This window comes from Bacillus cereus group sp. RP43, assembly GCF_040459645.1.
Taxonomy (GTDB): Bacteria; Bacillota; Bacilli; order Bacillales; family Bacillaceae_G; genus Bacillus_A; species Bacillus_A mycoides_C.
The window spans coordinates 1,344,927-1,370,488 of the sequence record NZ_JARVHQ010000001.1; the positions used below are offsets into that span (position 1 = coordinate 1,344,927).

A 25,562-nucleotide genomic window follows, 5' to 3' on the forward strand; every position below is an offset into this window, starting at 1 on the left:
ATAAGCCTGTTCCATAGGAGGATGTATATATGTAGAGTGAATAAAAGATTGGAAAAGGGGTTCCAATCTTTTATTCAACTAGCTACCTTAATAAATTGGAACCCAACCTTCTGTTGTAACAAAAATACGAATAGCTACAACTTGGCGATCATCTTGTAAGGTAAAATAATGTCTTGCATTTTCAGGTACAGATATAAGGTCACCAGGCTCAAGTTCAACGTCAAAGAATCGACCATCTTTTCCTTCAATAGCGAAGATGCCATGACCACTGACAATAAAGCGAACTTCATCGTCAGTATGATGGTGTTCTTTTTGGAAATTAATTAATAACTCGTCAAGGTTAGGTGTGCTATTTGAAAGTGAAATCACATCATATGCTTTATAACCTCTGCGCTCTGAAACATCAGCAATTTCTTTTGAAAACAACGTTAATATTTCAGCTTTGTTTTCATCTGTTAAGGAGTAATTTTCTTTTAAATGAGTAGGAAGTTTAGAAATATTCCATTTCTCATATAAAACATCTTCTCCTTGTAGAAAGTTTGATACTTCTACTTCATTTTCAATACGAGTATTTTCCTCATGAATACGAATTTGCGCCATTAGAAACGCCTCCTTGAATTGATAATAATTTTATATGAAATTGGAATAAAAACTCATAAGCTTCTAATCTTTTTTTTGCATCAAAGCTATCACGGCCCCATACGGTAATGCCATGGTTTCGAATTAATACTGCTCCTGAATCTCCTTGTATATGCTTTCGGAATTTCTCTCCAAGCGTCGGGATATGAGCATCATTTTCGATAATAGGAATGTTAATCGTTGCACCTTCTTCCCAAATATCAAGAGCTTTAATAATCTCTTGATTTTGAAGGGTGACTGCATCACTATACAAATTTGTGATGACATTGTTATCAGTTGTATGAACATGAAGTACGCACCCGGCGTTCGTATTGTTATAAATATGTGTATGCAATATTGTTTCTGCCGAAGGGCGTAACTCAGTTTCTAAAACGGGAACTCCTTGATGATTTACTAATAAAAAATCATCTGGAGTGGTTTTTGTTTTATCTTTGCCACTTGCTGTAATAAGAAAAGTAAGGGGATCATGACTGACTTTTATAGAAATATTTCCACTCGTTGCTGGAAACCAATTCCGAGTTGTTAATTCTTTTTTAATTTCACTTAAGTCATACCATTGACGAAAAAGTTGTTTCATAATTTCACCTCCAACAAATGTTTTAGTTCAGCTAGAACATCGTGAAATGTTTCAAACGGTGTATAAGCAATACGATTTTCTTCACACTTTGTAATAAGGAAGTCACGGGCGAATACTTTATCTGCTTGTTTTGCTGCTTGTAAATCAGTAATAGAATCTCCAATCACAATATGAAAATCATCTTTAGAGCTTAGTTTACGAATTAATGATGATTTACAGAGACCACAATTATGCTGACATTGCTCGTCACAAGGGTGCGGCCATTTCACTTCAACAAATTCTCCTGAAAAGTCAGTTGCATTACAATAAATTTGTTCTTTAGGGATTATTTCTTGTAAGAGTGGATAGACGAAGAAATCCATTCCACCTGATATAACGTAAAAGGAAATGTTATTTTCATTAATGAATTGTATGAATTCATGAAAACCTGTACGGATTTCAGCAGTTTCTTGTAAAAACTGAATAATATCATCGTGTAGATTAATAGGTATTAATCGAAATAATTGAGAAACACCTTCTTGAATAGAAAGTTCTTGCGATAAAATTTTTTGCTTTATTTCCTCTGCTGCTGGTGGTGCGAATTTTTCCATAATGGACATGATATTATCGTTATTTGTAATCGTACCATCGAAATCACAAAATACTTGAATACTCATAATTTCACCTCATGAGAAGGATTTCCCCATATTTGTAGTGCGCTATGCAAATTTATTTCATCCACTTCATGGAGTGGTTTACCTTGTAAAGTAGCTTCAATTGCAGCACGGAAAGCTTTGCCACCACCTTGAGCTCCATTTGGATGCCCATGAATCCCGCCGCCGGCATTAATCACAACATCCTTACCAAAATCTCGTAAAATAAAGGGAACGAAACCAGGATGAATTCCAGCAGATGGAACAGAAAAACTTTTCTTAAAATAGTGGTCTTCCTCAGTTAATGCTTTTGTAATGAGAAGAGCTTCCTCTTTTTCTAATGCAACGTTGCCGTATGGTGATGGGAATAAAGAGAAATCAGCACCAGCGTAACGTAGTAATTTTCCAAGTAGTAATGGAGAAGAGAACCCATATAGTTTCGATGACGAATATGCGCCACTTACAGCAGGGTGTGCCATAATAGGAATTGGAATTTCATCGTCTTCCACAAGTGCTTGCAGTACATCTAATCCATAAGAAAATACATTAAATAAAAGAATGTCTGCTCCAGCTACCACCGCACGTTTCGCGTTCTCTTTTAAATCATAAGTTCGCCCTGTTAAATTTACTGCGTATAAAGTTTTATGTCCGTAAGTTTCGTATACAGATTGTAAAACTTCTTTCCCAGATTCAATTCTTTTTGTAAGTGGTGTTAATGAGTTTTCGAATAAAATTTCATCATCTTTTACAATATCTACGCCTCCAATTGCCTGATCGCGTAGTTGAGTTTTTAAATATCCAATATTCCGTCCTATCATCCCTTTGAAAATACTCATTAGAAGAGGGCGATCTTGAACTTGTAAAAGGTTTCGGATGCCTTCAATTCCAAATTTCGGTCCAGGGAACTGTTTCTTTAATTCGTCTGAGAATGTTAAATCGATTAGTTTAATTTCCCCATCTAACGAAAGTTTTCCAAATGTTGTTGTCAAAATGGCTGGTAAGTCTGGGCTGAAGTTCAGCGATGGATAATGAATTTTAATGATTCCACGTGATACTTTTTTGCCAAGATAAGAGTTAATATGTTCTTGTTCGTCTAACTCTTCAATATGAATGACATTGCCTTTATGTTGTTTTAATTGTTCTTGTAATAAGTGTGGTAAATGAGTCCATGAACCAATTGTTAAACCAATTGCAATTTGTTCTGCTTTCTTTTCTAAGTTGTGAGAATCATCGTGGATTAAATATGTCGCTATAATTCCGCTCATTGTTATAACCTCCTAGTTAAATAAAAAAACCTCTCAGCTAAGGAGAGGTTTTTTTACAACCAGCTCCTTATCTGTCAGCGTAACGCTGCGAGAATTAGCACCGTGTCTACAATTGTAGATCGGTTGCCGGGTTTCGTCGGGCTCGTCCCTCCACCTGCTCTTGATAAGAAGTATTTAGAAATGTTTAAATTTTTAAGATAACTGAATTTTGTCAGATATTTTTTATGTTGTCAATGACTTTCTGAAAAAATTTAATTTATCAATTCGATTAATTGCTTCTCGTAATCTATCTTCTGTGTGCAAGAGACCAACACGGACATACCCTTCGCCGTGCTCACCAAATCCAACACCAGGAGCAACTGCAACGTGTGCTTTTTCTAGTAAAATATCAGAAAATTGCTCAGATGTATATCCTTCTGGTACCGGAAGCCATGCAAAGAATGATCCTGTTGGAACGTTTACATTCCAACCAATTGAGTGACAAGCTGAAATAAGAGCATTTCTCCGAGATTCATAACTATTAACAAGTTCTACCACACAAGACTGTGAGCCTAATAGTGCTTCGCGGGCAGCATCTTGAACTGCACCAAAAATACTAACATACATATGATCTTGCAATAGGTTAATAGTTTCGATGACACTTTCATTTCCTACTGCAAAAGCAATACGCCATCCAGCCATATTGAAAGTTTTCGATAAAGTGTAAATCTCAATTCCTGTATCTTTAGCGCCGTCTGCTTGCAAGAAGCTAACAGGCTTTTGACCATCAAATCCGATAGCACCGTAAGCAAAATCATGAACGACTAATATATTATGTTTATTAGCAAAATGAATGGTTTCATCAAAAAAATCTTTTGATGCAGTAGCACCGGTAGGGTTATTTGGATAGTTTAAAAACATTAACTTTGCTCGCTCTGCAACAGAGTCATCAATTTTTGTATAATCCGGTAAAAAATTTTTTTCTGTAATAAGCGGCATTGTTTCAAATTGTGCTTTTGCTAAAGCAACTCCTGATAAATAATCTGGATAGCCTGGATCTGGAACGAGAATAGTATCACCAGGGTTTGTAAAACAAACTGGTAATTCTACTAATCCAGCTTTTCCGCCAAACAAAATAGCAACTTCAGTTTTTGGATTTACTACTACATCATATTCACGTTGATAGAATGTTGCCACGGCTTCTTTTAAGCTTTCGTGTCCGCGAAATGGCGGATATTTATGATGAATGGTCTTTTCAGCAGCATCTTGTAAAGCTTTAACGATATGCTGCGGTGTTGGTTGATCTGGATTACCTTGACCTAGATTAATAACATCGTGACCAGCTGCAACGACTTTGTTAACTTTTGCAACAAGTGAAGCGAAAAATTGTGTCGGCAATGATGTTACTATCTCAGAAGGTTGAAATAATTTCATACTTTCCACCTCTTTTGAAAGTTGTTACAATTCTAGTGACAAATGATATAATCTTTCCAGTATTTTGTAAAGAAAAAAATGAGAATGGGGCTGAAAAAATGAAAGTCGCATGTATTCAAATGGATATTGTCTTTGGAGATGTAGAAAAAAATATTGAGAACGCTAAAAATAAAATAAGTGAAGCGATGAAGGAAAGACCAGATGTTATCGTCTTACCAGAACTATGGACAACAGGATATGATTTAACGAGACTTTCTGAAATTGCAGATAGAGAGGGAGTAGAAACGAAAGAAAAGTTGAAAGAATGGTCGAAACAATATGGTGTACATATTGTTGGTGGTTCCATTGCGAAGCAAACAGAGCAAGGTGTTACAAATACAATGTATGTTGTAAACAATGAAGGGAATCTAATCAATGAATATAGTAAAGTACATTTATTTCAGCTTATGGATGAACATAAATATTTAGTAGCTGGTAATGAGACAGGTGAATTTAAGCTAGATGATGTAGAGTGCGCTGGCACAATTTGCTATGATATTCGTTTTCCGGAGTGGATGCGTGTTCATACTGCTAAAGGTGCAAAAGTTTTATTTGTTGTAGCAGAATGGCCATTAGTACGTTTAGGGCATTGGCGTTTGCTTTTACAGGCGAGAGCAGTTGAAAATCAGTGTTATGTTGTAGCATGTAATAGGGCAGGAAAGGATCCGAATAATGAGTTTGCAGGTCATTCTTTAATTGTCGATCCGTGGGGTGAAGTTGTAGTAGAGGCAGATGAAGAGGAATCTATTTTATTTGGAGAGCTTAAATTCGAGAAAATTAAAGAGGTTCGCAAAGGAATTCCAGTTTTTGCAGATCGTCGTCCAGAATTATACAAATAAAATGTTGACAAGTGATTTTTATTCTTGGTATAGTCTTCATCATAAAGTTAAAGATTCTAAAAATTATAAAACTCTTATCAAGAGCAGGTGGAGGGATTTGGCCCGATGAAGCCCAGCAACCGACCGTAATACCATTGTGAAATGGGGCGTTTATGACGCCAAAAGGCACGGTGCTAATTCCAGCAGAAAGTAAACTTTCTGGCAGATAAGAGGGGAGAAGATAAACTTCAAACCTCTTTCTTTGTGGGAAGAGGTTTTTTTGTGCTAGAAAAACCTCTGAATTAAAAGGGGGAGAAGACGATGGGATATTATTCATTAACAGAAGTAACAGCTGTACACTACGCAAAAGAACATGGATACTTTGAAAAGAAAGCGAATGTAATCTGCCATGAAATTGGAGATGGCAATTTAAATTACGTATTCAAATTAGATGATGGAGAAAAGACGATTATATTAAAACAAGCACTTCCATATGCAAAAGTAGTTGGTGAGAGCTGGCCATTGTCAATAAAAAGAGCAACGATTGAAAGTAAAGCATTACAAATTTTCGCGAAGTATGTACCGGAATACGTTCCAGAAGTATACAGTCATGATGAGGAGTTGGCATTGACAGTAATAGAAGATTTATCAAGACTAACGATTACAAGAAAAGGATTAATAGACGGAGAAGAGTATCCTCTTTTATCCCAGCATATTGGTCGTTTTCTAGCACATGTTTTATTTTATACTTCAGATTTCGGTTTACAGTCAGAAGAGAAGAGGGTACTAGAGGGTACATTTGTAAACCCAGACCTTAGCAAAATTACAGAAGATTTAGTGTTTACAGATCCGTTTAGTCATTATGATACGAATGATTATGAACCAGAGCTACAACTAGTGGTTGATGAACTGTGGAGTGATAAAAATTTAAAATTAAAAGTAGCACAGTATAAGTATAAGTTTTTAACGAGAAAAGAAGCTCTCATACACGGAGATTTACATACTGGTAGTATATTTTCATCACCTTCTGAAACGAAAGTAATTGATCCAGAATTTGCAACGTACGGTCCATTTGGATTTGACATCGGTCAATTTATTGCAAATTTATTATTAAATGCTTTATCTAGAGAAGAAGAAGAGAGAAATGTACTATTTTTCCATATAGAGAAGACATGGAGTTATTTTGTAGAAGCTTTTACGAGGTTATGGATTGGAGAAGGTGTAGAAGCATATACGAAAGAAAAACAATGGTTACCGATTATTTTACAAAATATCTTTACTGATGCTGTCGGATTTGCTGGATGTGAACTTATTCGTAGAACAATTGGCTTAGCGCATGTAGCGGATTTAGATGAAATAGCAAATAAAGAAAAAAGAATTCAAGCTAAGAAGCAAGCGCTATACTTAGGAAAAGAACTAATAAAATATGAATCTAAGAGTGCTGATATTCAACTGTTTCGAACATTATTTCAACAGACAGTTGGAGGCGTAAAAGCATGAGTACAATTGTTACTGTTCCGAGATCTGTAAGTTGGAAAGGCGATGCCATTGCCGTATTAAACCAAACAAAACTACCGCATATTACTGAGTTTAAAACATTAACGACTATTGAAGAGGTATGGAAAAGCATTGTTATGTTAGAAGTACGCGGGGCACCTGCAATTGGAATTGTAGCTGCGTTTGGTTTGGCGCTTGCGGCAAAGAAATACGATGCTATAAATATCGATGAGTTTCAAAAGAAGTTTAATAGAGATTGTAACTATTTAGGGACATCACGCCCGACGGCAGTCAATTTATTTTGGGCAATCGATCGTATGAGAGAATCTATTCGAGAGGTTGCTACAATAAAAGAAGCGCAAAAAATATTAGAAGAAGAAGCGCTTCGTATTCAGCAAGAGGATGAAGCTGTGTGCCGAAATATTGGAGAACATGGTTTAACGTGTTTTAAAGACGGTGATAAAATTTTAACAATTTGTAATGCAGGGAGTATCGCAACTGCTAGATATGGTACTGCATTAGCACCGTTTTATATTGGGAAAGAGAAAGGTGTACATTTACATGCGTATGCATGTGAAACAAGACCAGTTTTACAAGGGGGACGTTTAACAACTTGGGAGTTGAAGCAAGCGGAAATTGATGTAACGCTTATTACGGATAATACTGCGGCACATGCAATTCGAACGAAAGAAATTAATGCGATTATCGTAGGGGCAGATAGAATCGTTGAAAACGGTGATACTGCTAATAAAATAGGAACATTAAATTTAGCTATATTAGCAGAGTATTTCGGTATCCCATTTTACGTTGCAGCACCGTTATCTACGTTTGATATTACGAAACAAACAGGTACCGAAATTGTTATTGAAGAAAGAGATGAAACAGAAGTTACGAAAATTTTTGGCAAACAAGTAGCACCAATTGGTACAGATGTTTATAATCCTGCATTTGACGTAACACCGCATGAATTAATTACAGGTATTATTACTGAGAGAGGTATTATACGTGGAGATTATAAGCGAGAAATTGCATCATTATTTGAAAAACAAGCTAATACATAATAGCTTGTTTTTTTATGCCTAAATGTGTTCTTTCCCCTTATTTATATAATGAAAGGAGGAGAGAAGGATGGAAGAGTGGATCAGGATGATAGGTAATGTGGGGTTTCCAATTGTTGTAACACTATATTTACTACATCGCATTGAAAGCAAATTAGACGGAGTGATTGTTGCAATTGAGAAACTCCCTAAACAATTACTAAAGTAGGAAGATCCTCGCGATAGAAAGTAAAATAAAGTTTGCTCTTCATGAGCAAACTTTATTTTTTATTGAGCAGTATATCCACCATCGATAACAACAGCTTGACCAGTTATGCCTTTTGCTTTTTCACTTGCTAAAAACATAGCATAATCTGCAATTTCTTGTACTTGCAACAAGCGTTTTTGCGGTACAAGAGGATAAATAACATCTTCTAAAACATTTTCAAGTGGTATATTTCGTGTAGTTGCTAAATCTTGTAGTTGATTTCGTACAAGGGGAGTATCAACATATCCGGGACAAAGAGCGTTTACAGTAATTCCATGAGTTGCTCCCTCTAAAGCAGCCACTTTTGTTAATCCGATTACTCCATGTTTCGCACTATTATAAGCAGCTTTTCCAGCAAATCCGACAAGGCCGTTAATAGAAGCGATATTAATAATTCGTCCATACTGTTGTTTCTTCATAATAGGAAAGGCAAGCTTGGTTGCAATAAATGGAGCAATTTGCATAATTTTAATAAGAAGTTCGAACTTATCCGTTGGAAAATCTTCAATTGGTGAGACGTACTGCATTCCTGCGTTGTTAATTAATACGTCTAATGAACCGAAGTGAGTAACTGTTTGAGAAATTGCTGCTGCAATTTCTTCTTCAGCTGTAACGTCACATTTTAAACCGATAGCTTGATAGCCTTCTTTTTGCAATTGTTCAGCAGCTTCTTTTGCACGATCTTCAAGGCGATCACTAATGACAACTCTAGCACCTTCTTTTGCGAAAGCACTTCCCATTTCATAACCAATACCGCTCGCAGCACCTGTTAAAAAGACAACTCGATTTGTAACCATGATGAAAAACACTCCTTCATAATAAAAGTTCTCTTATTGCTCTATTTAGAGAGGCGATAATGAAATCCCTGCAAACATTTGGAAAATATCTTTAGCTATCTTGCTTTACAAAATAGTCTTTGCTATACTATTTTGTAAAGCAAGATACTTACGCTTATCTATCTTGTAAAACAAGATAGTGGGAGGATTTGAAATATGTCGACAAGTCAAATGCTAAAAGGGATTTTAGAAGGTTGCTTACTTGCTATTATTTCTGAAGGTGAAATATATGGTTATGAAATGAGTGAAAAACTAGCGAAATATGGTTTCACAATGGCGAGTGAGGGAAGTATTTATCCGTTATTAATACGAATGCAAAAGGAAGGATTAATAACAAGTGTAATGAAGGAATCTCCATCTGGCCCAAAGCGAAAATATTATACATTAACAGAAAAAGGCGAGGAAGCACTGGATGAATTTATGGATCGCTGGGAAGCGATGCAAAGTAGTGTAGAGCGTCTAATTGAGGGGAAGGGGAGAAAGAAATAATGTTATCAAATGAAGCGCGAAATTTTTTATTGGATATGAGATTATTTTTAACTGCAAAGAGTGTGAAAGAAAGCGATATTGAAAGCTTTTTAGAAGATGCAGAGTTGCATTTAATAGAAGGTGAGAGTGATGGGAAAAGTGTAGAAGAAATTTTCGGAAGCTCGCCGAAAGAATATGCAAATGAACTTGTAAAAGTAATGGAAAGAGATAGACAGGAAACGTGGAAGCAAATTGGGTTTACGGTAATGAATATCGTTTCGTTTTGGATTATTGCCTCTATTTTAATAGTTAATAATGGGATTTTACAGATTTCGCTTATTCAGTGTATTGGCTATAGTTTTACATTGATTTTAGCTGTTGTGGGTCCAAATTTTCTGCTTCGTAAAATGACCTTTGTAACAAGTTTTACAAAAACGTGGTTCTCCATGCGGTTTTTAGTCATGATAGCGCCAATGTTTTTATTAGGAGCTGTTACGATATTAGATGTGATATATCCTACAACGATGTTTACGTTGACTCTAGTCCAAAGTTATATATTAGCTGGAGGGATCTTTATCCTCACGGTATCTATGAATATATATTTTGAAGGATGGTTTAAAAACTTATATTTAATTATTCCGCTTTCTATTATGTTAGTGTTTAAAACATTTACATCGGAAGATCTTATGCCAATGTTATTTCAAATTGTATGCTTGTATGGAAGTTTATTTATTTTAATTTTCCTTGAAATTATGATGAAGGCGAATAGAAGAGAAACGGTTAAATAAGGGAGGGGGGAATGGGATGCTTTCTCAAGATTCACGAGATTTTCTGGAAAATACAGGTACTTATTTAACAGCAAAAGGGATAAGTGAAAAAGATATTGAATCCTTTTTAGAAGATGCAGAATTGCATTTAACTGAAGGTGAAAAAAGGGGCAAGAGTGTAGAGGATATATTTGGTGATTCACCAAAGGAATATGCAAATCAACTTGTAAAAGAAATGCAAGTGGATTATAAACGGAATTTAGGATGGCTAGCTACAGCTATTATGAGCATATTATGCTATTGGACTGTTCCAGATCTTTTATTTCGAAATTTAAATGAGCCTTATACCATTTCTTTAATAGGGTTGATTGGATATCCGATTATCTTAGTGTTAATGATTGTGGGAGGAATTTTATTTTTAAGAGGTGCTAGTTTTCAAAGGAGTATGTTGAAAAAGGGTTTACTGCTATTTGGAGCAGTAATACTTACTTATTTACCAGTATTAATAATGTTTTTAAAAGATTGGTATAGTTTTCCTTCCTATGAAGTCCCTCAATTAGGAAGATATTTAATTGGAGGGGTTATGCTAGTGATAACAACGATTGTGAATGTTCGGTCTCTTGGTTGGAGTGGTTTGTTTGTGTTAGGAATTCCAATTTTTATGATAGTGATGGTTGAACAACTAGTAAGAGTATTTTTCTAATGAGAAGCTCTAGAAATAAAAGAAGAGGATGAGCATATATGCAAATCATACTTATATGTATATTAACTATTATGTTTCTAGGATTAATGACTTTAGGAATTTATACTGCCTTCACCAAAAGAGCATAATGAATATTTTAAACGTTACGATATATTTTATTCTTCAGTTTAATAGGAAAGTGGCTGCTCTGGATATACAAAAAATTATTTCCAAAGAAATACTATATTTTGATTTTTAGAAGGATTATGCTTAGGTGTATAGTGTATCCTTTGCAGCCGAAATCTGGTTTGTTGATTTGAATATATTGTTTTAAACAGTAACAATATCGTTACTGTTTTTTTCTTTGTAATAAAGGACTTTGTAAAGAGAGCGCTTTTTGTTCATTTGTTAATAATGAATTGATGTGAACTTTATTAGGACTAGGCACTATAGGGTACATCAGGTTCGATGGTGAATGGTGATGTTCAGAACCGGTTGGAGAGTGGGGGTCTGCGTGCGTAAGTTTTCCATGAATTCGTCTTGTGAATAAAATATGACCAATTTCGTGAGCGAGGGTGTATATATTTTTCATTGGAGCAGCTGAGTTTGTTAGAACGATGTAACCAGTAAGTTGCTGTTGTTTTGCTAGAGAGTAAGCGCAAGCGATTACTGCGGTTTCTTTGAAATAATCACTGCCAATATAACAAATATAAAGGTCACATTCAGGAGCTTCGTTAACACAAGTTTGAAAAAAGGATGATAATTTTTCCTGACTTTGAATGGAGTTTTTATAACTAATTTCCCGATTAGAAAAACGGAAAAGTTCGTTTAGTACAATTACTTCTTTAATTTGAAATGTAATGGGATGCCAAATTGATTCTGCAACTGCTAAATCTTTTGCAATACGGTCGTCAGAAATATCGGCGCCTGGAGTAATGCAAACACATATATTAACGTATGAATTCATAAGAAACACCTCAAATGAAAAAATTCTTTCTATAATATATGTGGGGGAAAGGTCCTATGTATGGATAAACGCCTCGTTTATTACACGAATATATAGACTACAAGTCGAAAAAATTTCATAGTTCTATAACGTAGTGTGGTCATCTTTTTGATATAGTAAAGAAAAGGGGGAGAATATATGTATACATTAAAAATCGTTTCAGACAGAGAAGCTCTGTATCAATTTGCGAGCTATGTAAGAGTTGCGCAAGGGGTTGAAGGTGTATATGTAGAGGTGGGAGAACCTTTATATGAACATCCATTAATGAAGTTTTATGTACATATTACAATTGAAGAAACATATGATCAGCATAAAGCATTGCAAGAAATCGCTAGATTAGTAGAATTAGGGCGTTTTACATATGTCCATTATCATAATGAGGAAATTGAAGAAGCTTTTGAAGCTGTAAAATACGAAAGCTTTAAGAAATAACGGGAAAAAAGGAAGCGAAAGCTTCCTTTTTTATTGAAAATTACAGCAACAAAAGGAAGAGAATTTTGTTATGATAAGGAAGGGTGAGGAAAGGAGAGTTTACATATTGGGGTATATTGAAGAGTTACGCAAAGTAGTTGGTACGAGACCACTTATTTTAGTAGGATCAGCAATTATTATATTAAATGATAATCAAGAAGTATTGCTTCAATATCGTTCAGATACATATGATTGGGGTGTGCCTGGCGGGGCAATGGAACTGGGAGAAACGACAGAAGAAACTGCTCGTAGAGAATTATTCGAGGAGACGGGACTAAGTGCAAAAATAATGCAATTTCTTGGTGTTCTTTCAGGAAAGGAAGTTTATTTCCGTTATCCAAATGGAGATGAAATTTTTAATGTGATTCATCTGTATCAGGCACATCATGTAAGCGGAGAATTAAAGCTCGATCAGGAAGGGTTACAACTTCAATATTTTCCAGTAGATAAATTGCCGAAATTGAATGAAACGACAGAGAAGATATTACAAAAATTCTTATATGCATTGACAGAATAGAAGGTTAATTCCTTCTATTTTTATTATATTAAATATTTTGATTTTTTGGTATGTTTATAGTATGATAACTGTAGATATACATCTTATGGAATTCCATCTAAAAACTTACTAGGGTACATAAGAGAGGGGCAAGTACAAAATGCATAATGTTGTCATTACAGCTGCAGTTCGTTCACCAATTGGAACTTTCGGAGGAGCACTAAAAAATATAACACCAGTAGAATTAGCTGTTCCTGTACTTCAGGAAGCTGTAAAAAGAGGCGGAGTAGAGCCACATGAAGTTGATGAAGTAATTTTAGGTCATTGTATTCAAAGAACTGATGAAGCAAATACGGCAAGAACAGCTGCATTAGCGGCAGGATTTCCTGACACAGTTACTGGTTATACAATTCAACGTCAATGTTCTTCAGGTATGCAAGCAATTATGTCTGCTGCAATGCAAATCCAATTAGGTGTAAGTGATATTGTTGTTGCAGGTGGAGTAGAAGCAATGAGCTCGAGCCCTTATGCATTAAAACAACACCGCTGGGGACAACGTCTACAGCACGGAGAAATTCGTGATACGGTGTGGGAAGTTTTAGAGGATCCGATTCACCATATTATGATGGGTGAAACAGCGGAAAATTTAGTTGAACAATATGAAATTACAAGAGAGGAACAAGATGAAGTTGCGCTTCGTAGTCATACATTAGCGTTGCAAGCAATTGAGTCTGGATACTTTGACGATCAAATTGTTCCTATTTCGATAAAAGAACGTAGAAAAGAAGTTGTATTTTCGAAGGATGAACATCCACGTGCAGATATTACAGCGGAAAAATTAGCAGGATTAAAACCAGCTTTCCGTAAAGATGGATCAGTAACTGCAGGGAATTCATCTGGTCTTAATGATGGAAGTGCTGTTTTAGTATTAATGAGTGAGGAAAAAGCGAAAGAAAAAGGTTTACAACCGTTAGCTCGAATTGTTGGATATTCAGTAGCGGGTGTAGATCCGAAAATTATGGGTATTGGACCAGCACCAGCAATTCGCAAAGGATTAGAAAAAGTAGACTGGTCATTAGAAGATGCAGACCTACTTGAAATTAATGAAGCTTTCGCTGCACAATACCTAGCTGTAGAGAAAGAGTTAGGGTTAGACCGTGAGAAAGTGAATGTAAACGGTAGTGGTGTAGGACTTGGACATCCAATTGGTTGTACAGGAGCTCGTATTACGGTAAGTTTAATTCACGAATTAAAAAGACGTGGATTAGAGAAAGGTATTGCCTCTCTATGCGTTGGAGGCGGTATTGGAGTAGCTTTATTTATAGAAGCATTATAAAAAAGAGGCAGCGATTGCTGCCTCTTTTTTATGACTCAAATAAGTGATGAAATAATCGATCGCGATTTTCAAAGAAAAGTTTCGTTGTTTGGTAATGCTCTGTTTCTTCTAATGTCGATTCGTGAATCCCTTCTTGAGTTAAAGAGTATATAATAGATTCAGGATAAGCCATTAAAATGGGAGAATGCGTCGCGATAACAAATTGTGAACCTTGTTCAGCTAGCTCGTGCATGCGAATGAGCATTGAAAGTTGTCTCATGGGTGATAATGCTGCCTCAGGCTCATCTAAAATATATAAACCTTGTCCTGAAAAGCGGTTCATAAATAATGAGAAGAATGATTCGCCGTGTGATTGTTTGTGTAGTGAGATACCACCATATGAGTCAATAACTGGATTTCCCCGTGCTTCTGGATCAGCATCCATTTCATCAATATAAGAAGCGACGTTATAAAATGATTCAGCACGAAGAAAGAAGCCGTCGTTTGGTGTATTGAAACTTTTTGAAATTCGAAGATATTCATGTAAAGATGAATGTGAATCGTTGGTGCTAAAACGGAAATTCTTCGTTCCACCTTCTGCATTAAAACCTAAAGCAACTGCAATCGCTTCGAGTAATGTTGATTTACCTGTTCCGTTTTCTCCAATAATGAATGTTACATTCGGGTGGAAATCGAGTGATTGTAATGTTCGAATAGCGGGTAAACAGTATGGATATACGGAAAAGCCAGGGATATCTTCTTTTTTTAATGTGACACTTTTTAAAAAGGGTACGTCAATCAATATATAAACCTCGATTCATAACGGATTTTGATTCTAAAAAAGGAGCAAATACAAGTGTAAGAAAACTAGTTAATAAAATTGTATATTGAAGTGCGCCAAAACTGAGACCTTCCCATCTGAAAGTAATTCTCTTCCATATAAAAAGGAAAAGAACGCTCATAAATCCAAACAGAGCAGGCATATATTTTATAATTTTCAAGTGCTTCCATAGAAAGAAGCCAATGTATATACTTAAAAATAAGGTAAACAGAACAAGAAAAAATACAAGTGTTAACGACACATGACTCCTCTTGTTTTCTGAATATTTTATGTGGATTATAACATTTAAACTATCATATTCCAATGTGAAAATAAACATTGCATAGAGATTGTTCATATCGTTATGATAATATGTATTCTATTGGGAATATGAAAAGGAGTTAAAATATGCCATTTACATTCGCACATCCAGCAGCTGTTCTCCCTTTTGCTAAGAAACATTCTAGTTATATTTCCGTGACGGCTCTTATATTAGGTAGTATGGCACCTGATTTTGAATATTTTTTACATTTTAGGCCATACGGTATTATTGGCCATACATGGGCTGGTTTCTTCTATTTGAATTTACCACTCGTCTTTTTATTAGCATATGCATATCATTGTATTTTAAAAGGACCATTTATAACACATTTACCTAAGCCTTTTGCTAGTTACTATAAATATGTAGTAGATGAGAAGTGGGGGCTTTATACTTGGAAAGATATTTTTGTATTTTGCTATTCTGCTTTATTCGGTATGGTAACGCATGTCGTTTGGGATGCTTTTACTCATAAGACAGGCTATTTTGTTATGGAAATGCCGCTGTTACAGCAAGAAGTATATAGTATTCCGATTTATAAATTTTTACAGCATGGGAGTACGTGTTTTGGTCTACTATTACTAATATATGTACTATGGAAATATAGGAGAGAAACTGATAAAGATACTAGTTTAACTTCGGAAAAAAAGAAATATTGGGCTTCATCTATCGTTGTGGCGGCCATTATATTTATCGTTCACGCGTTATTAGACCCCTATTTTCATATTTTCCAAATAGGGGGTATAATAGTATCTGGACTGACAAGTTCGTTTTGTGGACTTCTCATTGTTTCTATAGTTTACAAAACAAGGGACTAATATATTTTAATGAATGATAGTGTTAGGAGAAATTAAATGATGAAAGCATGGAAAAGTATTTTTGTTTTATGTAGTTTTCTTCTTATGTTAAGTGGTTGCTTCCATCAAGAAGAAAAGAAAGCAGAACCTAAAAAGAAAGAATCTATTCCTGAAACAAAAGAGTATGGTGGGCGTGAGCTTAAAAAAGTAGGACAAAAAGTGAAAGAAAAAGGGTGGGGGACATTTGAATTAGAACAGATTCATTCTGTGAATCAGACATTTGAAGTAGCCCCAATGAAAATTCACGTACAAGACGTTAAAGTTATCTCATTATCACAAATGAGCAAAGATGCAAAAAATACATTGAAAGTGTATACTGCATTAACTCCTGAAGAAGTAAAGCGTAGATTAGGAGATAAAGTGAGTCAAGAAGACGCTGAATTATATGCATCGTTAAGTGGAACAGAGATTAGCGATACGATTCGGTATGTTGAAATTACATATAAGGTAGAGAATAGTGGAAATAAGAACATGCAATTCTTCTCTATGAATGATGTTATTATTAATGACAAACAGCATTTTAAGGTAGCGACTCAAAACTTTTTATATGAAGAAGACACACTTGTAGGCACAAAGAGTGTATCTAGGGAAGATTATAAGCCTGGTGAGACACGAGAAGGAATTATCGGTTTAATACTTGATGATGGAAAAGAGAAGGTAAAGGATATTAAGTTTACAACAGATGATTTAGCAGCAGGAGATACTCATGAAGCTGTTAAAGAGCCACAAACTTTCAATATCTCATTTCCTAAGTAGTGTATTTAAATGAAAACAGTCAGCATAAAAAGTTATGCTGACTGTTTTTTTAGCTCTTTCACATATGAATCTACACTTTGAAAAGGTACAGTAATTTTAAAAGCATCTTTCTGCTCGTTAAATTGTTTTTCATTATAAGGACCGAATCGTTTATTATGCTTTACATCGATAATCCAATAATGTTCACTTTTTTTATTTGTAATTGCTGCGTCAGGATTATTTGGATCTGACTTTTCCTCAATTTGTTTTGTGATAATGTATTTATCGTCCCAAGCAATTTCTGTAATTTTTGCAGGGATGTATTGTGTAGCATATACAGCATCCTGCGAGGGGAAAAGTTCAAATGCATCTCCAGAAGTATGTATGAGTTCATATTCATCGTTAATTGTATAGGTTAAATGGTTTGTATTACCTGTACAACCTGTTAATAAGAGTGCGGCAAATAGGATTATCCATCTTTTCAATATGGGAACCTCCTTTACAATGCTGTTGTAACACATTGTACAAGAAAAGTAAGCGAAACGCCAGTTTACAATGTTTTTTAGAAGTGGTACGATGAAACGGGTAAAGAAGGATATGAAGGAGTCGACACAAAATGAAGTTAAAGATGCATCGTCCAGCGCTTGTAATGAATCGCATAGGTGCTTCCCTTATTGACATGTTTTTAATCTCGGTTACGTACGGTGCAGTAGTAGCTATTATTACCGGAAACTATAGTGCTATTTTCAATCGTTTTAATATAAGTTTAGGTGACTATAGATATGACCTTACACTTGTTTTCGTATTAATGGCTATAAATTTTATTGTGTTACCTTTTCTTTGGAACGGTTCTACACTTGGTAAAAAGGTAACAAGAACAAAAATAATCTCGTTAACAAGTGAAAAATTAACGTTAAAAACATTAATAATACGATTTTTAGTATTATTATTACCAAGCATATTATTACTTGGAGTTCCATTAATATGCAATGTATATATGATGTTATTCCGCAAAGATAATTGTGGCTTCCATGATTTAATTGCAAAGACGAAAGTGATGAGTCTTGTATAATTAATAATTAGATTATATGTGCTACTAATGAATAAGACTTTTTATTGTTTGTATATAAAAAGTCTTATTTTTAATTTCGTGAGAAATTTCATCATTCTCTTATTTTTTGAAAAATTAGATAAATGGAATTGATATAGGGCGGATATCTCCTATTATAGTACCCCCCATATTATTGATGGATGTTTAAAGAAGCGGTAGCTAATACGAACATCCTATTTTTGTTTTGAATAGATTGAAAATTAAGAGAATGATATAATGGGTATAAATAATATCGTTATATAACAAAGGGGGATTTGGAATGACTGGAGGTAGCTTAATATTTTGGGGAATTCTTATTTATATTGGTTTAACCTTCGATCAATATAATAGTAAAAAAAAAGAAACAAAAAAGTAATCGCTTACAAGTTATAGCGTGAACTTTTCCTGCTTGCAGACTAATCTAATAAAGGAGTATACTGAATGACGGTAAGACTTATAGAAGGGGTAATGAAAATGAAGCTTGCAGGAAAGGTTGCCATTGTAACTGGTGGTGGCATCGGTATTGGACGTAGTACAGCTCTTTTGTTGGCTAAGCAAGGCGCAAAAGTAATTGTGACGGACATTGATCAAGAAAGTGGACAAGCAACAGCTGAGGAAATTACGGATTTAGGCGGAGAAGCACTTTTTGTATCCTACGATATGGGGAAACAAGGAGATTGGCAACGTGTTATTAGTTTTGCTATGGAGGCATATAGTCGTATTGATATGCTTTTTCAAAATGCTGGTCTATATAAAATAGATTCTATTTTTTCTCGCCAACAAGAGAACGATTCCAATGTACTTTGTATTAATGACGTTTGGATAGAGATAAAACAATTAACGTCATCTTTTATGAAACAGCAAGAAGAAGTGGTGCTTAGTGATTTGCCGGTTTTTGGTATTATTAGCACGAGAGGACAATCATTTCATACAATAGAAGCCCTAGTATAATAATGGAAAACCGCCCCCAGTATATATGTGGACGGTTTTTTTGTATGTTTTATAATAGAACTTTATTTTTTAACGAATACGTTGTTCGGTTTGGCTATCAAAGAAATGTGCTTTATTCATATCAAAAGCAAGTTTAATTTGGTCACCAGGTGAAAAAGTATGTCTTGCATCAACACGTGCTGCAAAATCTTGATTTCCAAGTTTCATATATAAAATGGATTCAGCCCCTAACAACTCTGCAACTTCAATTTTTGTTGTGAAAGTAGTAGCTTGTGAAGCTTCTAAAAATAATAGTTCATCATGAATATCTTCTGGACGAATACCTAAAACAATTTCTTTATTTACATAGCCTTGTTCGCGTAATAACTTCATTTTTCCTTCAGATACTTTAATCTTTAGTGAACTGTCTATAACGAAATCGGTTTCAGTTAATTTTCCACGGAAGAAATTCATTGCGGGTGAACCGATAAAACCACCAACGAAAATATTTTCAGGTGTTTCATATACTTCTTTTGGAGTTCCAATTTGTTGGATTTTGCCGTCTTTCATAACAACAAGACGTGAAGCCATTGTCATTGCCTCAGTTTGATCATGTGTTACATAAATTGTCGTTGTGCCAAGGCGGTGATGTAATTTAGAAATTTCTGATCGCATTGCAACACGTAGTTTAGCGTCTAAGTTTGATAATGGTTCATCCATTAAGAAGACTTTTGCGTCTCGAACAATTGCTCTACCTAATGCAACACGTTGACGTTGTCCACCTGATAAAGCTTTCGGTTTTCTATCTAAGTATTGTTCAAGTCCTAAAATTTGAGCTGCATGTTTAACTCGACGGTCGATTTCATCTTTCGGTATTTTTCGAAGTTTTAATCCAAATGCCATATTATCATACACACTCATATGTGGATAAAGAGCGTAGTTTTGGAAGACCATTGCGATATCTCGATCTTTTGGAGGAACATCGTTCATTAGCTTACCATCAATTGAAAATTCTCCTTTTGAAATATCTTCAAGTCCAGCTACCATTCGTAGTGTTGTAGATTTTCCACAGCCAGAAGGACCAACGAATACGATAAATTCTTTATCTTGAATGTGTAAGTTAAAATCTGTTACGGCTGTTACGTTATTATCATATATTTTATAAATATTTTCTAATTTAAGTTCTGCCATGATATTTCCCCCTAGAAAGTTTATGCAAACGTTTTCTTTGAATTTATTATAAACGAATAGATTCAAAAAAGAAATAAAAACACTATAAAAAAATAAAACGTTTTCATTATCCCTATGAATATATAATAAGTTCCACATGTTTTATTAGAAAAAGAAAATAAATATTGTAAGCGCTATTTTAAATTTTGATAGAATCTGTTATCATTCAGTAATGAAAACGTTTGCGCCTTAAAAAGAAAAACGAATCAATAGTATAGATGAAATGGGGTAGCATAATGGGAAAACAATGGTGGAAAGAAAGTGTAGTATATCAAATTTATCCTCGTAGTTTTATGGATAGTAACGGTGATGGTATAGGGGATCTTCGTGGTATTCTTACGAAGCTAGATTACTTAAAAGAATTAGGTATTGATGTAATTTGGTTATCACCAGTCTATGAATCTCCAAACGATGATAATGGTTACGATATAAGTGATTATTGTAAAATTATGAACGAGTTCGGAACAATGGAAGATTGGGATGAACTATTACATGAAATGCATAAACGTAATATGAAACTTATGATGGACTTAGTTGTTAATCACACTTCAGATGAACATAATTGGTTTATTGAATCATGTAAATCAAAAGATAATAAATATAGAGACTATTATATATGGCGCCCTGGAAAAGAAGGGAAAGAGCCGAATAACTGGGGAGCAGCATTTAGTGGATCTGCATGGCAATATGATGAAATGACAGATGAATATTATTTACATCTGTTCTCTAAAAAACAGCCAGATTTAAACTGGGATAATGAAAAGGTAAGACAAGATGTTTATGACATGATGAAGTTTTGGTTAGAAAAAGGAATTGATGGGTTCCGTATGGATGTTATTAATTTTATTTCTAAAGAAGATGGCTTACCAGCTGTTGAAACGGATGAAGAAGGATATGTTTCAGGGCATAAACATTTTATGAACGGTCCGAACATTCATAAGTATTTGCATGAAATGAACGAAGACGTATTGTCTCAGTATGACATTATGACGGTTGGGGAAATGCCTGGTGTAACGACAGAAGAGGCTAAATTGTATACAGGGGAAGCTAGAAAAGAACTGCAAATGGTATTCCAATTTGAACATATGGATTTAGATTCCGGAGAAGGTGGGAAATGGGATGTAAAACCATGCTCACTCCTTACTTTGAAACAAAATTTAACAAAGTGGCAAAAAGCATTAGAACAAACAGGATGGAATAGCCTTTATTGGAATAACCATGACCAGCCTCGCGTTGTATCTCGTTTTGGTAATGATGGGGTTTATCATACTGAATCAGCAAAAATGTTAGCGACAGTACTTCATATGATGAAAGGGACACCATATATTTATCAAGGAGAAGAAATCGGAATGACAAATGTTCGATTTGAATCAATTGATGAATATCGAGATATTGAAACACTAAATATGTATAAAGAAAAAGTTATAGAGCGCGGCGAAGATATTGATAAAGTGATGCAGTCTATATATATAAAGGGCCGAGATAATGCTAGAACTCCGATGCAGTGGGATGATAGAGAACATGCTGGATTCACAACGGGTGAGCCTTGGATTACGGTAAATCCTAACTACAAAGAGATTAACGTGAAACAAGCGATTCAAGATGAAGAATCAATTTTTTATTACTATAAAAAATTGATTGAATTACGTAAAAAAAATGAAATAGTTGTGTATGGAACATATGATTTAATATTAGAAAATAACCCTTCTATTTTTGCTTATGTAAGAACATATGGAGAAGAAAAGCTGCTGGTGATTGCAAACTTCACTGCGGATGAATGTGTATTTGAATTGCCAGAGGATATTGTTTATAGTGAAGCAGAGTTATTAATACACAATTATGATGTAGAAAATGTATTGATAGAAAACATTACATTACGACCATATGAAGCAATGGTATTTAAATTGAAATAAGAAAAGCCTTATGCTACCCTGGCATAAGGCTTTTACTATTACCATTTTAAAATAGAGAATCCATACGGTGGAAGTGTAACTTGTAATACACTTGCTTCCGCTGAAAATTCTTCGTTTGTATAAATGTTAATTATTTTCTTCCTGGTAATATGAAGAGGGAGTGAAGTTGTAACTTCACTGTTAGTAGGATTTAAAACGAAAAAGATAGTTTCATCTTCATATGTTTTTGTATAAGAAATATAATTATGTTCATCATTTGCCTCAATGAATTGAAAAGTACCATTTCCTCCAAATGCTTTATGTTGTTTCCGTAATGAAATTAATGTTTGTATATGTGTAAATAAAAGAGTATCTTGTTCTTTTTCATCCCATATCATACATTTGCGGCAGTCAGGGTCCATTCCACCATCCATACCGATTTCATCGCCGTAATAAATACAAGGAGAACCGATGAAAGAAAGGTGAAATACATAGAGTAACTTTAACTTATTTTTATCCCCGTTACATGTTGCTAAAATTCTAGGTGTGTCATGACTGTCTAATAAATGAAATGCCGCTTCATTTACATTCATAGAGTAGGAATGTAGAGAATCGGTAATTTGTTTCATAAATTCACTTGCATGAATGGATTCGTTAGCAAAGTAAGAAAGTAGAGCGTTTGTAACAGGATAGCTCATTACAGCATCAAATTGGTCACCTTGTAGCCATGGGAGTGCATCGTGCCAAATTTCGCCTAAAATATATACTTCAGGATTTAATGCTTTTATTTCACTTCGGAATTCTCTCCAAAAACTGTGATCGACTTCATTTGCTACATCAAGGCGCCAACCGTCTATATTGAATTCTCTTACCCAATAACGCCCTACTTCAAGTAAATATTCTTTTACATCTGGGTGTGCTGTATTTAATTTAGGCATATACGGTGTAAATGCGAAAGTATCATAATTAGGAAGTGGCTCGGTTATAATTGGGAATTCATGAATGTGGAACCAATCTTTATAGGCGGAATTCTCACCTTGGTTCAGCACGTCTTGAAATTTATCAAAGAAGTATCCGCTATGATTAAAAACAGCGTCGAGCATTACTTTTATACCATGTTTATGACACGCCTGAACGAGTTCTTTGAAAGTTTCTTTCGTCCCAAATTGTGGATCGATTTCCATGTAATCAATTGTGTCATATTTATGATTCGAATGAGCTTTGAAAATAGGAGTGAAATAAATGCCAGAGATTCCAAGCTTAACAAGGTAATCAAGATTTTGAATAATACCAGCAAAATCTCCGCCGAAAAAATTAGTTGGAGTTGGTTCGGTACTTCCCCAAGGGAGGGTGTTTGCCGGATTTAATGTGTTATCCCCGTTAGCGAATCGTTCCGGGAAAATTTGATACCATACTGTGTCTTTAATCCAGGATGGTGCCCTGAAAACGTCTTTTGCATGAACAAATGGAAAGCAGAAAAAGTTACCGACATCGTCATTTGGGATATTAGAAAAAAATCCTCGTTCTGTATAAATAAAAGTTTCTACGTCGTTTTTTAATTCGAATCCATAACGTAAGCGTTTAAATTTTGGTTTGATTGAAACGGACCAATAATCAAATAACTCAGTAGATCCGGTTTTTTTCATCGGTGTACTAGCTGTAATCCATTTCCCGTCCTGCCATTCGTACGGATCACCGTAGATGAGAGCGGCGTTGTGAACATCATCTCTTTTGGTGTGTATTCGGATGTGAATTGTTTTTTCGTCGTAAGCGTATGCATAATTATCTTTTGGCCTATGATAGATCGCTTCTTTAAGCATATAGAAAATCCCCCTTTAATATCTCTATACATATAGTTCCCTTAAACGAAATAATAAAGATTATGTTGCAAACGATTGCCTTCCACATAACTTTAATATTGCTTATAAGAGTAGTATTCATTTTATATAAAGTCAATGAATAAAAAGTCAATGAATAAAGAGTATGATAAGATTGTTTTGAAAATTAATATTTGCAAAATGAATAAAAGGATGTATAATGATAGACAAATAGCGCAAACGTTTTCATAGATTTAGATATTGTTTGCGCTTCTATTAAACTATTAAATGCAAACGTTTTCAATTGAAGAGGTACATAGACAATTTAGGGAGGTTTTTGGGATGAAGAAAGCATTATCACTATTAACGATTTCAGCATTGTCAATCGGCATGTTATCTGCATGTGGACCGAAAGATTCAGGGAAAAAAGAGGAAAGTAAAGCGAAGAAAGACTATGATCTTCTCGTTTGGGAAGATGATAAAAAAGGTGTTGGTTTAGAACCAGCAGTGAAAAGCTTTGAGGAAAAATATAAAGTAAAAGTAAAAGTTGTTGAAATGCAAATGACAGATCAAGTGAAAAAGTTACGTCTTGATGGACCAGCGGGGACGGGACCAGATGTTGTAACATTGCCACACGATCAAATCGGAAATGCAGTAACAGAAGGCTTACTTTCTGAAGTAAAAGCAGATGATGCTGTGAAGAGTAAATTCACTGACTTATCAATAGAAGCACAGACATACAACGGGAAATTATATGGTTTACCAAAAGCAATTGAAACACCAGTTTTTATTTACAATAAAAAATTAATGCAAAAAGCACCAGAAACGATGGACGAGCTGTTTAACTTCTCAAAAGACTTTACGAAGGATGGCAAGTACGGATTTTTAACATTAGGAGATAACTTCTACTTTGCTAACGCGTTTATGGCAGGTATGGGCGGATATGTATTTGGTGAGAAAGACGGAAAGCCAAATGCGAGTGATGTTGGATTAAATAATAGCGGAGCAGTACAAGGTGCTGAATACCTTCAAAAATGGTACAAAGAAAAGTTATTCCCGAAAGGTATTATCGGTGAATCTGGTGGCCCTGCTGCTGATGGATTATTTAATGAAGGAAAAGCAGCATCTATTATGAACGGACCGTGGGCGTTCCAAGCGATGGAAAAGAACGGAATTGATTATGGTGTTGCTCCAATGCCGAAATTACCAAATGGTCAACCGATGAAAACATTTGTTGGGGTAAAAGGATGGCATGTAACAAGCTTCTCTAAACAAAATGATTTAGCTACAAAGTTCACTGAGTGGGTAACAAATGAAGAAAATGCAAAAATTCGATTTGAGAAGACAAAAGAAATTCCTCCAGTAAAATCAGTAATGGAAGATCCAATTATTAAAGATAATGAAGCTGCAAAAGCAGTTGCAACTCAATCAGAAAATGGAATTCCAATGCCGAATATTCCAGAAATGCAAGAAGTATGGAAACCAGCTGGAGACGCTCTTCAGTTAGTTGTTACAGATAAAGAGGCACCAAAATCTGCGCTTGATAGTGCAGTGAAACAAATTAAAGGAAATATTGAGGCAAACCACAGTAATAAAAAATAAGGTGAAGTTCGTGCCTCTAATATGAGAGGCACGAATTCTCTCCC

The 25,562-nt window shown here is 34.9% G+C and carries 29 protein-coding genes, 1 pseudogene and 2 riboswitches; of the genes and pseudogenes, 18 read left to right on the forward strand and 12 right to left on the reverse strand.

What is annotated here, in order from left to right; genetic code table 11:
- Nucleotides 1-87: 87 nt before the first annotated feature.
- The 5 genes from QCI75_RS07145 to QCI75_RS07165 all read right to left on the reverse strand — a co-directional run bounded on the left by QCI75_RS07145 (nucleotide 88) and on the right by QCI75_RS07165 (nucleotide 4,526).
- Nucleotides 88-600, reverse strand: a complete 513-nt coding sequence (locus QCI75_RS07145) for a 1,2-dihydroxy-3-keto-5-methylthiopentene dioxygenase (protein ID WP_002111583.1) — start codon at nucleotides 598-600, stop codon at nucleotides 88-90.
- Nucleotides 578-1,216 carry a methylthioribulose 1-phosphate dehydratase gene (locus tag QCI75_RS07150; protein ID WP_002128926.1) on the reverse strand — a complete coding sequence of 213 codons (639 nt, stop codon included), beginning with the start codon at nucleotides 1,214-1,216 and terminating at the stop codon, nucleotides 578-580. Before QCI75_RS07150 ends, QCI75_RS07145 begins: the two co-directional genes overlap by 23 nt.
- A complete protein-coding gene (locus QCI75_RS07155) occupies nucleotides 1,213-1,872 on the reverse strand; it encodes a 2-hydroxy-3-keto-5-methylthiopentenyl-1-phosphate phosphatase (protein ID WP_353760144.1) in 660 nt (219 codons plus the stop codon). The genes QCI75_RS07150 and QCI75_RS07155 overlap by 4 nt, the downstream gene beginning before the upstream one ends.
- Nucleotides 1,869-3,113, reverse strand: coding sequence for a 2,3-diketo-5-methylthiopentyl-1-phosphate enolase (mtnW, locus tag QCI75_RS07160; protein ID WP_144504330.1), 1,245 nt, complete (start codon nucleotides 3,111-3,113; stop codon nucleotides 1,869-1,871). The genes QCI75_RS07155 and mtnW overlap by 4 nt, the downstream gene beginning before the upstream one ends.
- Before the next feature lie 64 nt (nucleotides 3,114-3,177).
- Nucleotides 3,178-3,283: riboswitch (SAM riboswitch) on the reverse strand.
- A 52-nt stretch (nucleotides 3,284-3,335) separates the two neighbouring features.
- A complete protein-coding gene (locus QCI75_RS07165) occupies nucleotides 3,336-4,526 on the reverse strand; it encodes a pyridoxal phosphate-dependent aminotransferase (protein WP_353760145.1) in 1,191 nt (396 codons plus the stop codon).
- Nucleotides 4,527-4,540: 14 nt separating this feature from the next.
- On the opposite strand from QCI75_RS07165, the gene QCI75_RS07170 reads away from it, so the two are divergent.
- The 4 genes from QCI75_RS07170 (at nucleotide 4,541) to QCI75_RS07185 (ending at nucleotide 8,146) form a co-directional block, all read left to right on the forward strand.
- Nucleotides 4,541-5,404: a carbon-nitrogen family hydrolase gene (locus QCI75_RS07170; protein ID WP_353760147.1), complete on the forward strand. Its 864-nt coding sequence runs from the start codon at nucleotides 4,541-4,543 to the stop codon at nucleotides 5,402-5,404.
- Nucleotides 5,405-5,475: 71 nt separating this feature from the next.
- A riboswitch (SAM riboswitch) is annotated at nucleotides 5,476-5,616 on the forward strand.
- An 88-nt stretch (nucleotides 5,617-5,704) separates the two neighbouring features.
- Nucleotides 5,705-6,883, forward strand: coding sequence for an S-methyl-5-thioribose kinase (mtnK, locus tag QCI75_RS07175; RefSeq protein ID WP_353760148.1), 1,179 nt, complete (start codon nucleotides 5,705-5,707; stop codon nucleotides 6,881-6,883).
- Nucleotides 6,880-7,941, forward strand: coding sequence for an S-methyl-5-thioribose-1-phosphate isomerase (gene mtnA, locus QCI75_RS07180; RefSeq protein WP_353760149.1), 1,062 nt, complete (start codon nucleotides 6,880-6,882; stop codon nucleotides 7,939-7,941). Before mtnK ends, mtnA begins: the two co-directional genes overlap by 4 nt.
- A 67-nt stretch (nucleotides 7,942-8,008) precedes the next feature.
- A complete protein-coding gene (locus QCI75_RS07185) occupies nucleotides 8,009-8,146 on the forward strand; it encodes a YvrJ family protein (protein WP_000393342.1) in 138 nt (45 codons plus the stop codon).
- Between the two features lie 59 nt (nucleotides 8,147-8,205).
- Here the strand turns inward: QCI75_RS07185 and QCI75_RS07190 are convergent, their stop codons facing one another.
- Nucleotides 8,206-8,982 (reverse strand): 3-hydroxybutyrate dehydrogenase, encoded by a 777-nt coding sequence (locus QCI75_RS07190; RefSeq protein ID WP_353760151.1) that lies wholly within the window; start codon nucleotides 8,980-8,982, stop codon nucleotides 8,206-8,208.
- Nucleotides 8,983-9,177: 195 nt separating this feature from the next.
- On the opposite strand from QCI75_RS07190, the gene QCI75_RS07195 reads away from it, so the two are divergent.
- From QCI75_RS07195 to QCI75_RS07210, 4 genes and pseudogenes are all read left to right on the forward strand, one after another.
- On the forward strand, nucleotides 9,178-9,510 hold the full coding sequence (locus QCI75_RS07195; protein ID WP_144506725.1) for a PadR family transcriptional regulator: 333 nt from the start codon (nucleotides 9,178-9,180) through the stop codon (nucleotides 9,508-9,510).
- Entirely contained in the window at nucleotides 9,510-10,277 is a 768-nt protein-coding gene (locus QCI75_RS07200) for a DUF1129 domain-containing protein (RefSeq protein WP_353760153.1), read from the forward strand. Before QCI75_RS07195 ends, QCI75_RS07200 begins: the two co-directional genes overlap by 1 nt.
- Before the next feature lie 16 nt (nucleotides 10,278-10,293).
- Nucleotides 10,294-10,959: a DUF1129 domain-containing protein gene (locus tag QCI75_RS07205; RefSeq protein WP_353760154.1), complete on the forward strand. Its 666-nt coding sequence runs from the start codon at nucleotides 10,294-10,296 to the stop codon at nucleotides 10,957-10,959.
- 38 nt (nucleotides 10,960-10,997) lie between these two features.
- Nucleotides 10,998-11,272: pseudogene (locus QCI75_RS07210) on the forward strand (DNA-binding protein).
- A gap of 15 nt (nucleotides 11,273-11,287) precedes the next feature.
- On the opposite strand, the gene QCI75_RS07215 reads toward QCI75_RS07210, so the two are convergent.
- The gene (locus tag QCI75_RS07215; protein WP_144506721.1) at nucleotides 11,288-11,905 is read right to left on the reverse strand and encodes an ImmA/IrrE family metallo-endopeptidase; all 618 of its coding nucleotides are present in this window, start codon (nucleotides 11,903-11,905) and stop codon (nucleotides 11,288-11,290) included.
- Between the two features lie 177 nt (nucleotides 11,906-12,082).
- Between QCI75_RS07215 and QCI75_RS07220 the strand changes: the two genes are divergently transcribed.
- The 3 genes from QCI75_RS07220 to QCI75_RS07230 all read left to right on the forward strand — a co-directional run bounded on the left by QCI75_RS07220 (nucleotide 12,083) and on the right by QCI75_RS07230 (nucleotide 14,247).
- Entirely contained in the window at nucleotides 12,083-12,376 is a 294-nt protein-coding gene (locus QCI75_RS07220) for a DUF3928 family protein (protein WP_144506720.1), read from the forward strand.
- Between the two features lie 106 nt (nucleotides 12,377-12,482).
- On the forward strand, nucleotides 12,483-12,932 hold the full coding sequence (locus tag QCI75_RS07225; protein ID WP_353760155.1) for an NUDIX hydrolase: 450 nt from the start codon (nucleotides 12,483-12,485) through the stop codon (nucleotides 12,930-12,932).
- A 139-nt stretch (nucleotides 12,933-13,071) separates the two neighbouring features.
- Nucleotides 13,072-14,247: an acetyl-CoA C-acetyltransferase gene (locus tag QCI75_RS07230; protein WP_002199469.1), complete on the forward strand. Its 1,176-nt coding sequence runs from the start codon at nucleotides 13,072-13,074 to the stop codon at nucleotides 14,245-14,247.
- Between the two features lie 28 nt (nucleotides 14,248-14,275).
- Here QCI75_RS07230 and QCI75_RS07235 read toward each other — a convergent pair whose 3' ends face one another.
- Nucleotides 14,276-15,028: an AAA family ATPase gene (locus tag QCI75_RS07235; protein WP_144506719.1), complete on the reverse strand. Its 753-nt coding sequence runs from the start codon at nucleotides 15,026-15,028 to the stop codon at nucleotides 14,276-14,278.
- On the reverse strand, nucleotides 15,021-15,308 hold the full coding sequence (locus tag QCI75_RS07240; RefSeq protein WP_144506729.1) for a hypothetical protein: 288 nt from the start codon (nucleotides 15,306-15,308) through the stop codon (nucleotides 15,021-15,023). The genes QCI75_RS07235 and QCI75_RS07240 overlap by 8 nt, the downstream gene beginning before the upstream one ends.
- Before the next feature lie 146 nt (nucleotides 15,309-15,454).
- On the opposite strand from QCI75_RS07240, the gene QCI75_RS07245 reads away from it, so the two are divergent.
- Both QCI75_RS07245 and QCI75_RS07250 read left to right on the forward strand, forming a co-directional pair.
- The gene (locus QCI75_RS07245; protein ID WP_353760156.1) at nucleotides 15,455-16,183 is read left to right on the forward strand and encodes a DUF4184 family protein; all 729 of its coding nucleotides are present in this window, start codon (nucleotides 15,455-15,457) and stop codon (nucleotides 16,181-16,183) included.
- A gap of 36 nt (nucleotides 16,184-16,219) precedes the next feature.
- Nucleotides 16,220-16,978, forward strand: a complete 759-nt coding sequence (locus tag QCI75_RS07250) for a hypothetical protein (protein WP_353760157.1) — start codon at nucleotides 16,220-16,222, stop codon at nucleotides 16,976-16,978.
- A gap of 32 nt (nucleotides 16,979-17,010) precedes the next feature.
- Here the strand turns inward: QCI75_RS07250 and QCI75_RS07255 are convergent, their stop codons facing one another.
- The gene (locus tag QCI75_RS07255) at nucleotides 17,011-17,442 is read right to left on the reverse strand and encodes a DUF3997 domain-containing protein (RefSeq protein ID WP_002033805.1); all 432 of its coding nucleotides are present in this window, start codon (nucleotides 17,440-17,442) and stop codon (nucleotides 17,011-17,013) included.
- A gap of 131 nt (nucleotides 17,443-17,573) precedes the next feature.
- Between QCI75_RS07255 and QCI75_RS07260 the strand changes: the two genes are divergently transcribed.
- The 3 genes from QCI75_RS07260 (at nucleotide 17,574) to QCI75_RS07270 (ending at nucleotide 18,998) form a co-directional block, all read left to right on the forward strand.
- Entirely contained in the window at nucleotides 17,574-18,029 is a 456-nt protein-coding gene (locus QCI75_RS07260; protein ID WP_144506717.1) for an RDD family protein, read from the forward strand.
- Between the two features lie 298 nt (nucleotides 18,030-18,327).
- Nucleotides 18,328-18,423: a flagellar motor protein gene (locus tag QCI75_RS07265; protein ID WP_353760158.1), complete on the forward strand. Its 96-nt coding sequence runs from the start codon at nucleotides 18,328-18,330 to the stop codon at nucleotides 18,421-18,423.
- A 65-nt stretch (nucleotides 18,424-18,488) separates the two neighbouring features.
- Nucleotides 18,489-18,998, forward strand: coding sequence for an SDR family NAD(P)-dependent oxidoreductase (locus tag QCI75_RS07270; protein ID WP_002066937.1), 510 nt, complete (start codon nucleotides 18,489-18,491; stop codon nucleotides 18,996-18,998).
- 69 nt (nucleotides 18,999-19,067) lie between these two features.
- Here the strand turns inward: QCI75_RS07270 and QCI75_RS07275 are convergent, their stop codons facing one another.
- Nucleotides 19,068-20,168, reverse strand: coding sequence for an ABC transporter ATP-binding protein (locus tag QCI75_RS07275; RefSeq protein ID WP_144506716.1), 1,101 nt, complete (start codon nucleotides 20,166-20,168; stop codon nucleotides 19,068-19,070).
- Nucleotides 20,169-20,443: 275 nt separating this feature from the next.
- Here QCI75_RS07275 and malL point away from each other — a divergent pair, with 275 nt between their 5' ends.
- Nucleotides 20,444-22,120 (forward strand): oligo-1,6-glucosidase, encoded by a 1,677-nt coding sequence (malL, locus tag QCI75_RS07280; protein ID WP_353760159.1) that lies wholly within the window; start codon nucleotides 20,444-20,446, stop codon nucleotides 22,118-22,120.
- A 38-nt stretch (nucleotides 22,121-22,158) separates the two neighbouring features.
- On the opposite strand, the gene QCI75_RS07285 is transcribed toward malL, so the two are convergent.
- Nucleotides 22,159-23,919, reverse strand: a complete 1,761-nt coding sequence (locus tag QCI75_RS07285; RefSeq protein WP_353760160.1) for an alpha-glycosidase — start codon at nucleotides 23,917-23,919, stop codon at nucleotides 22,159-22,161.
- A gap of 339 nt (nucleotides 23,920-24,258) precedes the next feature.
- Here QCI75_RS07285 and QCI75_RS07290 point away from each other — a divergent pair, with 339 nt between their 5' ends.
- A complete protein-coding gene (locus QCI75_RS07290; protein WP_144506713.1) occupies nucleotides 24,259-25,518 on the forward strand; it encodes an extracellular solute-binding protein in 1,260 nt (419 codons plus the stop codon).
- Nucleotides 25,519-25,562 lie beyond the last annotated feature (44 nt).

Bases quoted from the DNA above. Each gene is read 5' to 3' on its own strand.
- QCI75_RS07145 (WP_002111583.1), bottom strand. From the start codon at position 600: ATGGCGCAAATTCGTATTCATGAGGAAAATACTCGTATTGAAAATGAA.
- QCI75_RS07150 (WP_002128926.1), bottom strand. From the start codon at position 1,216: ATGAAACAACTTTTTCGTCAATGGTATGACTTAAGTGAAATTAAAAAA.
- QCI75_RS07155 (WP_353760144.1), bottom strand. From the start codon at position 1,872: ATGAGTATTCAAGTATTTTGTGATTTCGATGGTACGATTACAAATAAC.
- mtnW (WP_144504330.1), bottom strand. From the start codon at position 3,113: ATGAGCGGAATTATAGCGACATATTTAATCCACGATGATTCTCACAAC.
- QCI75_RS07165 (WP_353760145.1), bottom strand. From the start codon at position 4,526: ATGAAATTATTTCAACCTTCTGAGATAGTAACATCATTGCCGACACAA.
- mtnK (WP_353760148.1), top strand. From the start codon at position 5,705: ATGGGATATTATTCATTAACAGAAGTAACAGCTGTACACTACGCAAAA.
- mtnA (WP_353760149.1), top strand. From the start codon at position 6,880: ATGAGTACAATTGTTACTGTTCCGAGATCTGTAAGTTGGAAAGGCGAT.
- QCI75_RS07185 (WP_000393342.1), top strand. From the start codon at position 8,009: ATGGAAGAGTGGATCAGGATGATAGGTAATGTGGGGTTTCCAATTGTT.
- QCI75_RS07190 (WP_353760151.1), bottom strand. From the start codon at position 8,982: ATGGTTACAAATCGAGTTGTCTTTTTAACAGGTGCTGCGAGCGGTATT.
- QCI75_RS07195 (WP_144506725.1), top strand. From the start codon at position 9,178: ATGTCGACAAGTCAAATGCTAAAAGGGATTTTAGAAGGTTGCTTACTT.
- QCI75_RS07200 (WP_353760153.1), top strand. From the start codon at position 9,510: ATGTTATCAAATGAAGCGCGAAATTTTTTATTGGATATGAGATTATTT.
- QCI75_RS07205 (WP_353760154.1), top strand. From the start codon at position 10,294: ATGCTTTCTCAAGATTCACGAGATTTTCTGGAAAATACAGGTACTTAT.
- QCI75_RS07215 (WP_144506721.1), bottom strand. From the start codon at position 11,905: ATGAATTCATACGTTAATATATGTGTTTGCATTACTCCAGGCGCCGAT.
- QCI75_RS07220 (WP_144506720.1), top strand. From the start codon at position 12,083: ATGTATACATTAAAAATCGTTTCAGACAGAGAAGCTCTGTATCAATTT.
- QCI75_RS07230 (WP_002199469.1), top strand. From the start codon at position 13,072: ATGCATAATGTTGTCATTACAGCTGCAGTTCGTTCACCAATTGGAACT.
- QCI75_RS07245 (WP_353760156.1), top strand. From the start codon at position 15,455: ATGCCATTTACATTCGCACATCCAGCAGCTGTTCTCCCTTTTGCTAAG.
- QCI75_RS07250 (WP_353760157.1), top strand. From the start codon at position 16,220: ATGATGAAAGCATGGAAAAGTATTTTTGTTTTATGTAGTTTTCTTCTT.
- QCI75_RS07260 (WP_144506717.1), top strand. From the start codon at position 17,574: ATGAAGTTAAAGATGCATCGTCCAGCGCTTGTAATGAATCGCATAGGT.
- QCI75_RS07265 (WP_353760158.1), top strand. From the start codon at position 18,328: ATGACTGGAGGTAGCTTAATATTTTGGGGAATTCTTATTTATATTGGT.
- QCI75_RS07270 (WP_002066937.1), top strand. From the start codon at position 18,489: ATGACGGTAAGACTTATAGAAGGGGTAATGAAAATGAAGCTTGCAGGA.
- QCI75_RS07275 (WP_144506716.1), bottom strand. From the start codon at position 20,168: ATGGCAGAACTTAAATTAGAAAATATTTATAAAATATATGATAATAAC.
- malL (WP_353760159.1), top strand. From the start codon at position 20,444: ATGGGAAAACAATGGTGGAAAGAAAGTGTAGTATATCAAATTTATCCT.
- QCI75_RS07285 (WP_353760160.1), bottom strand. From the start codon at position 23,919: ATGCTTAAAGAAGCGATCTATCATAGGCCAAAAGATAATTATGCATAC.
- QCI75_RS07290 (WP_144506713.1), top strand. From the start codon at position 24,259: ATGAAGAAAGCATTATCACTATTAACGATTTCAGCATTGTCAATCGGC.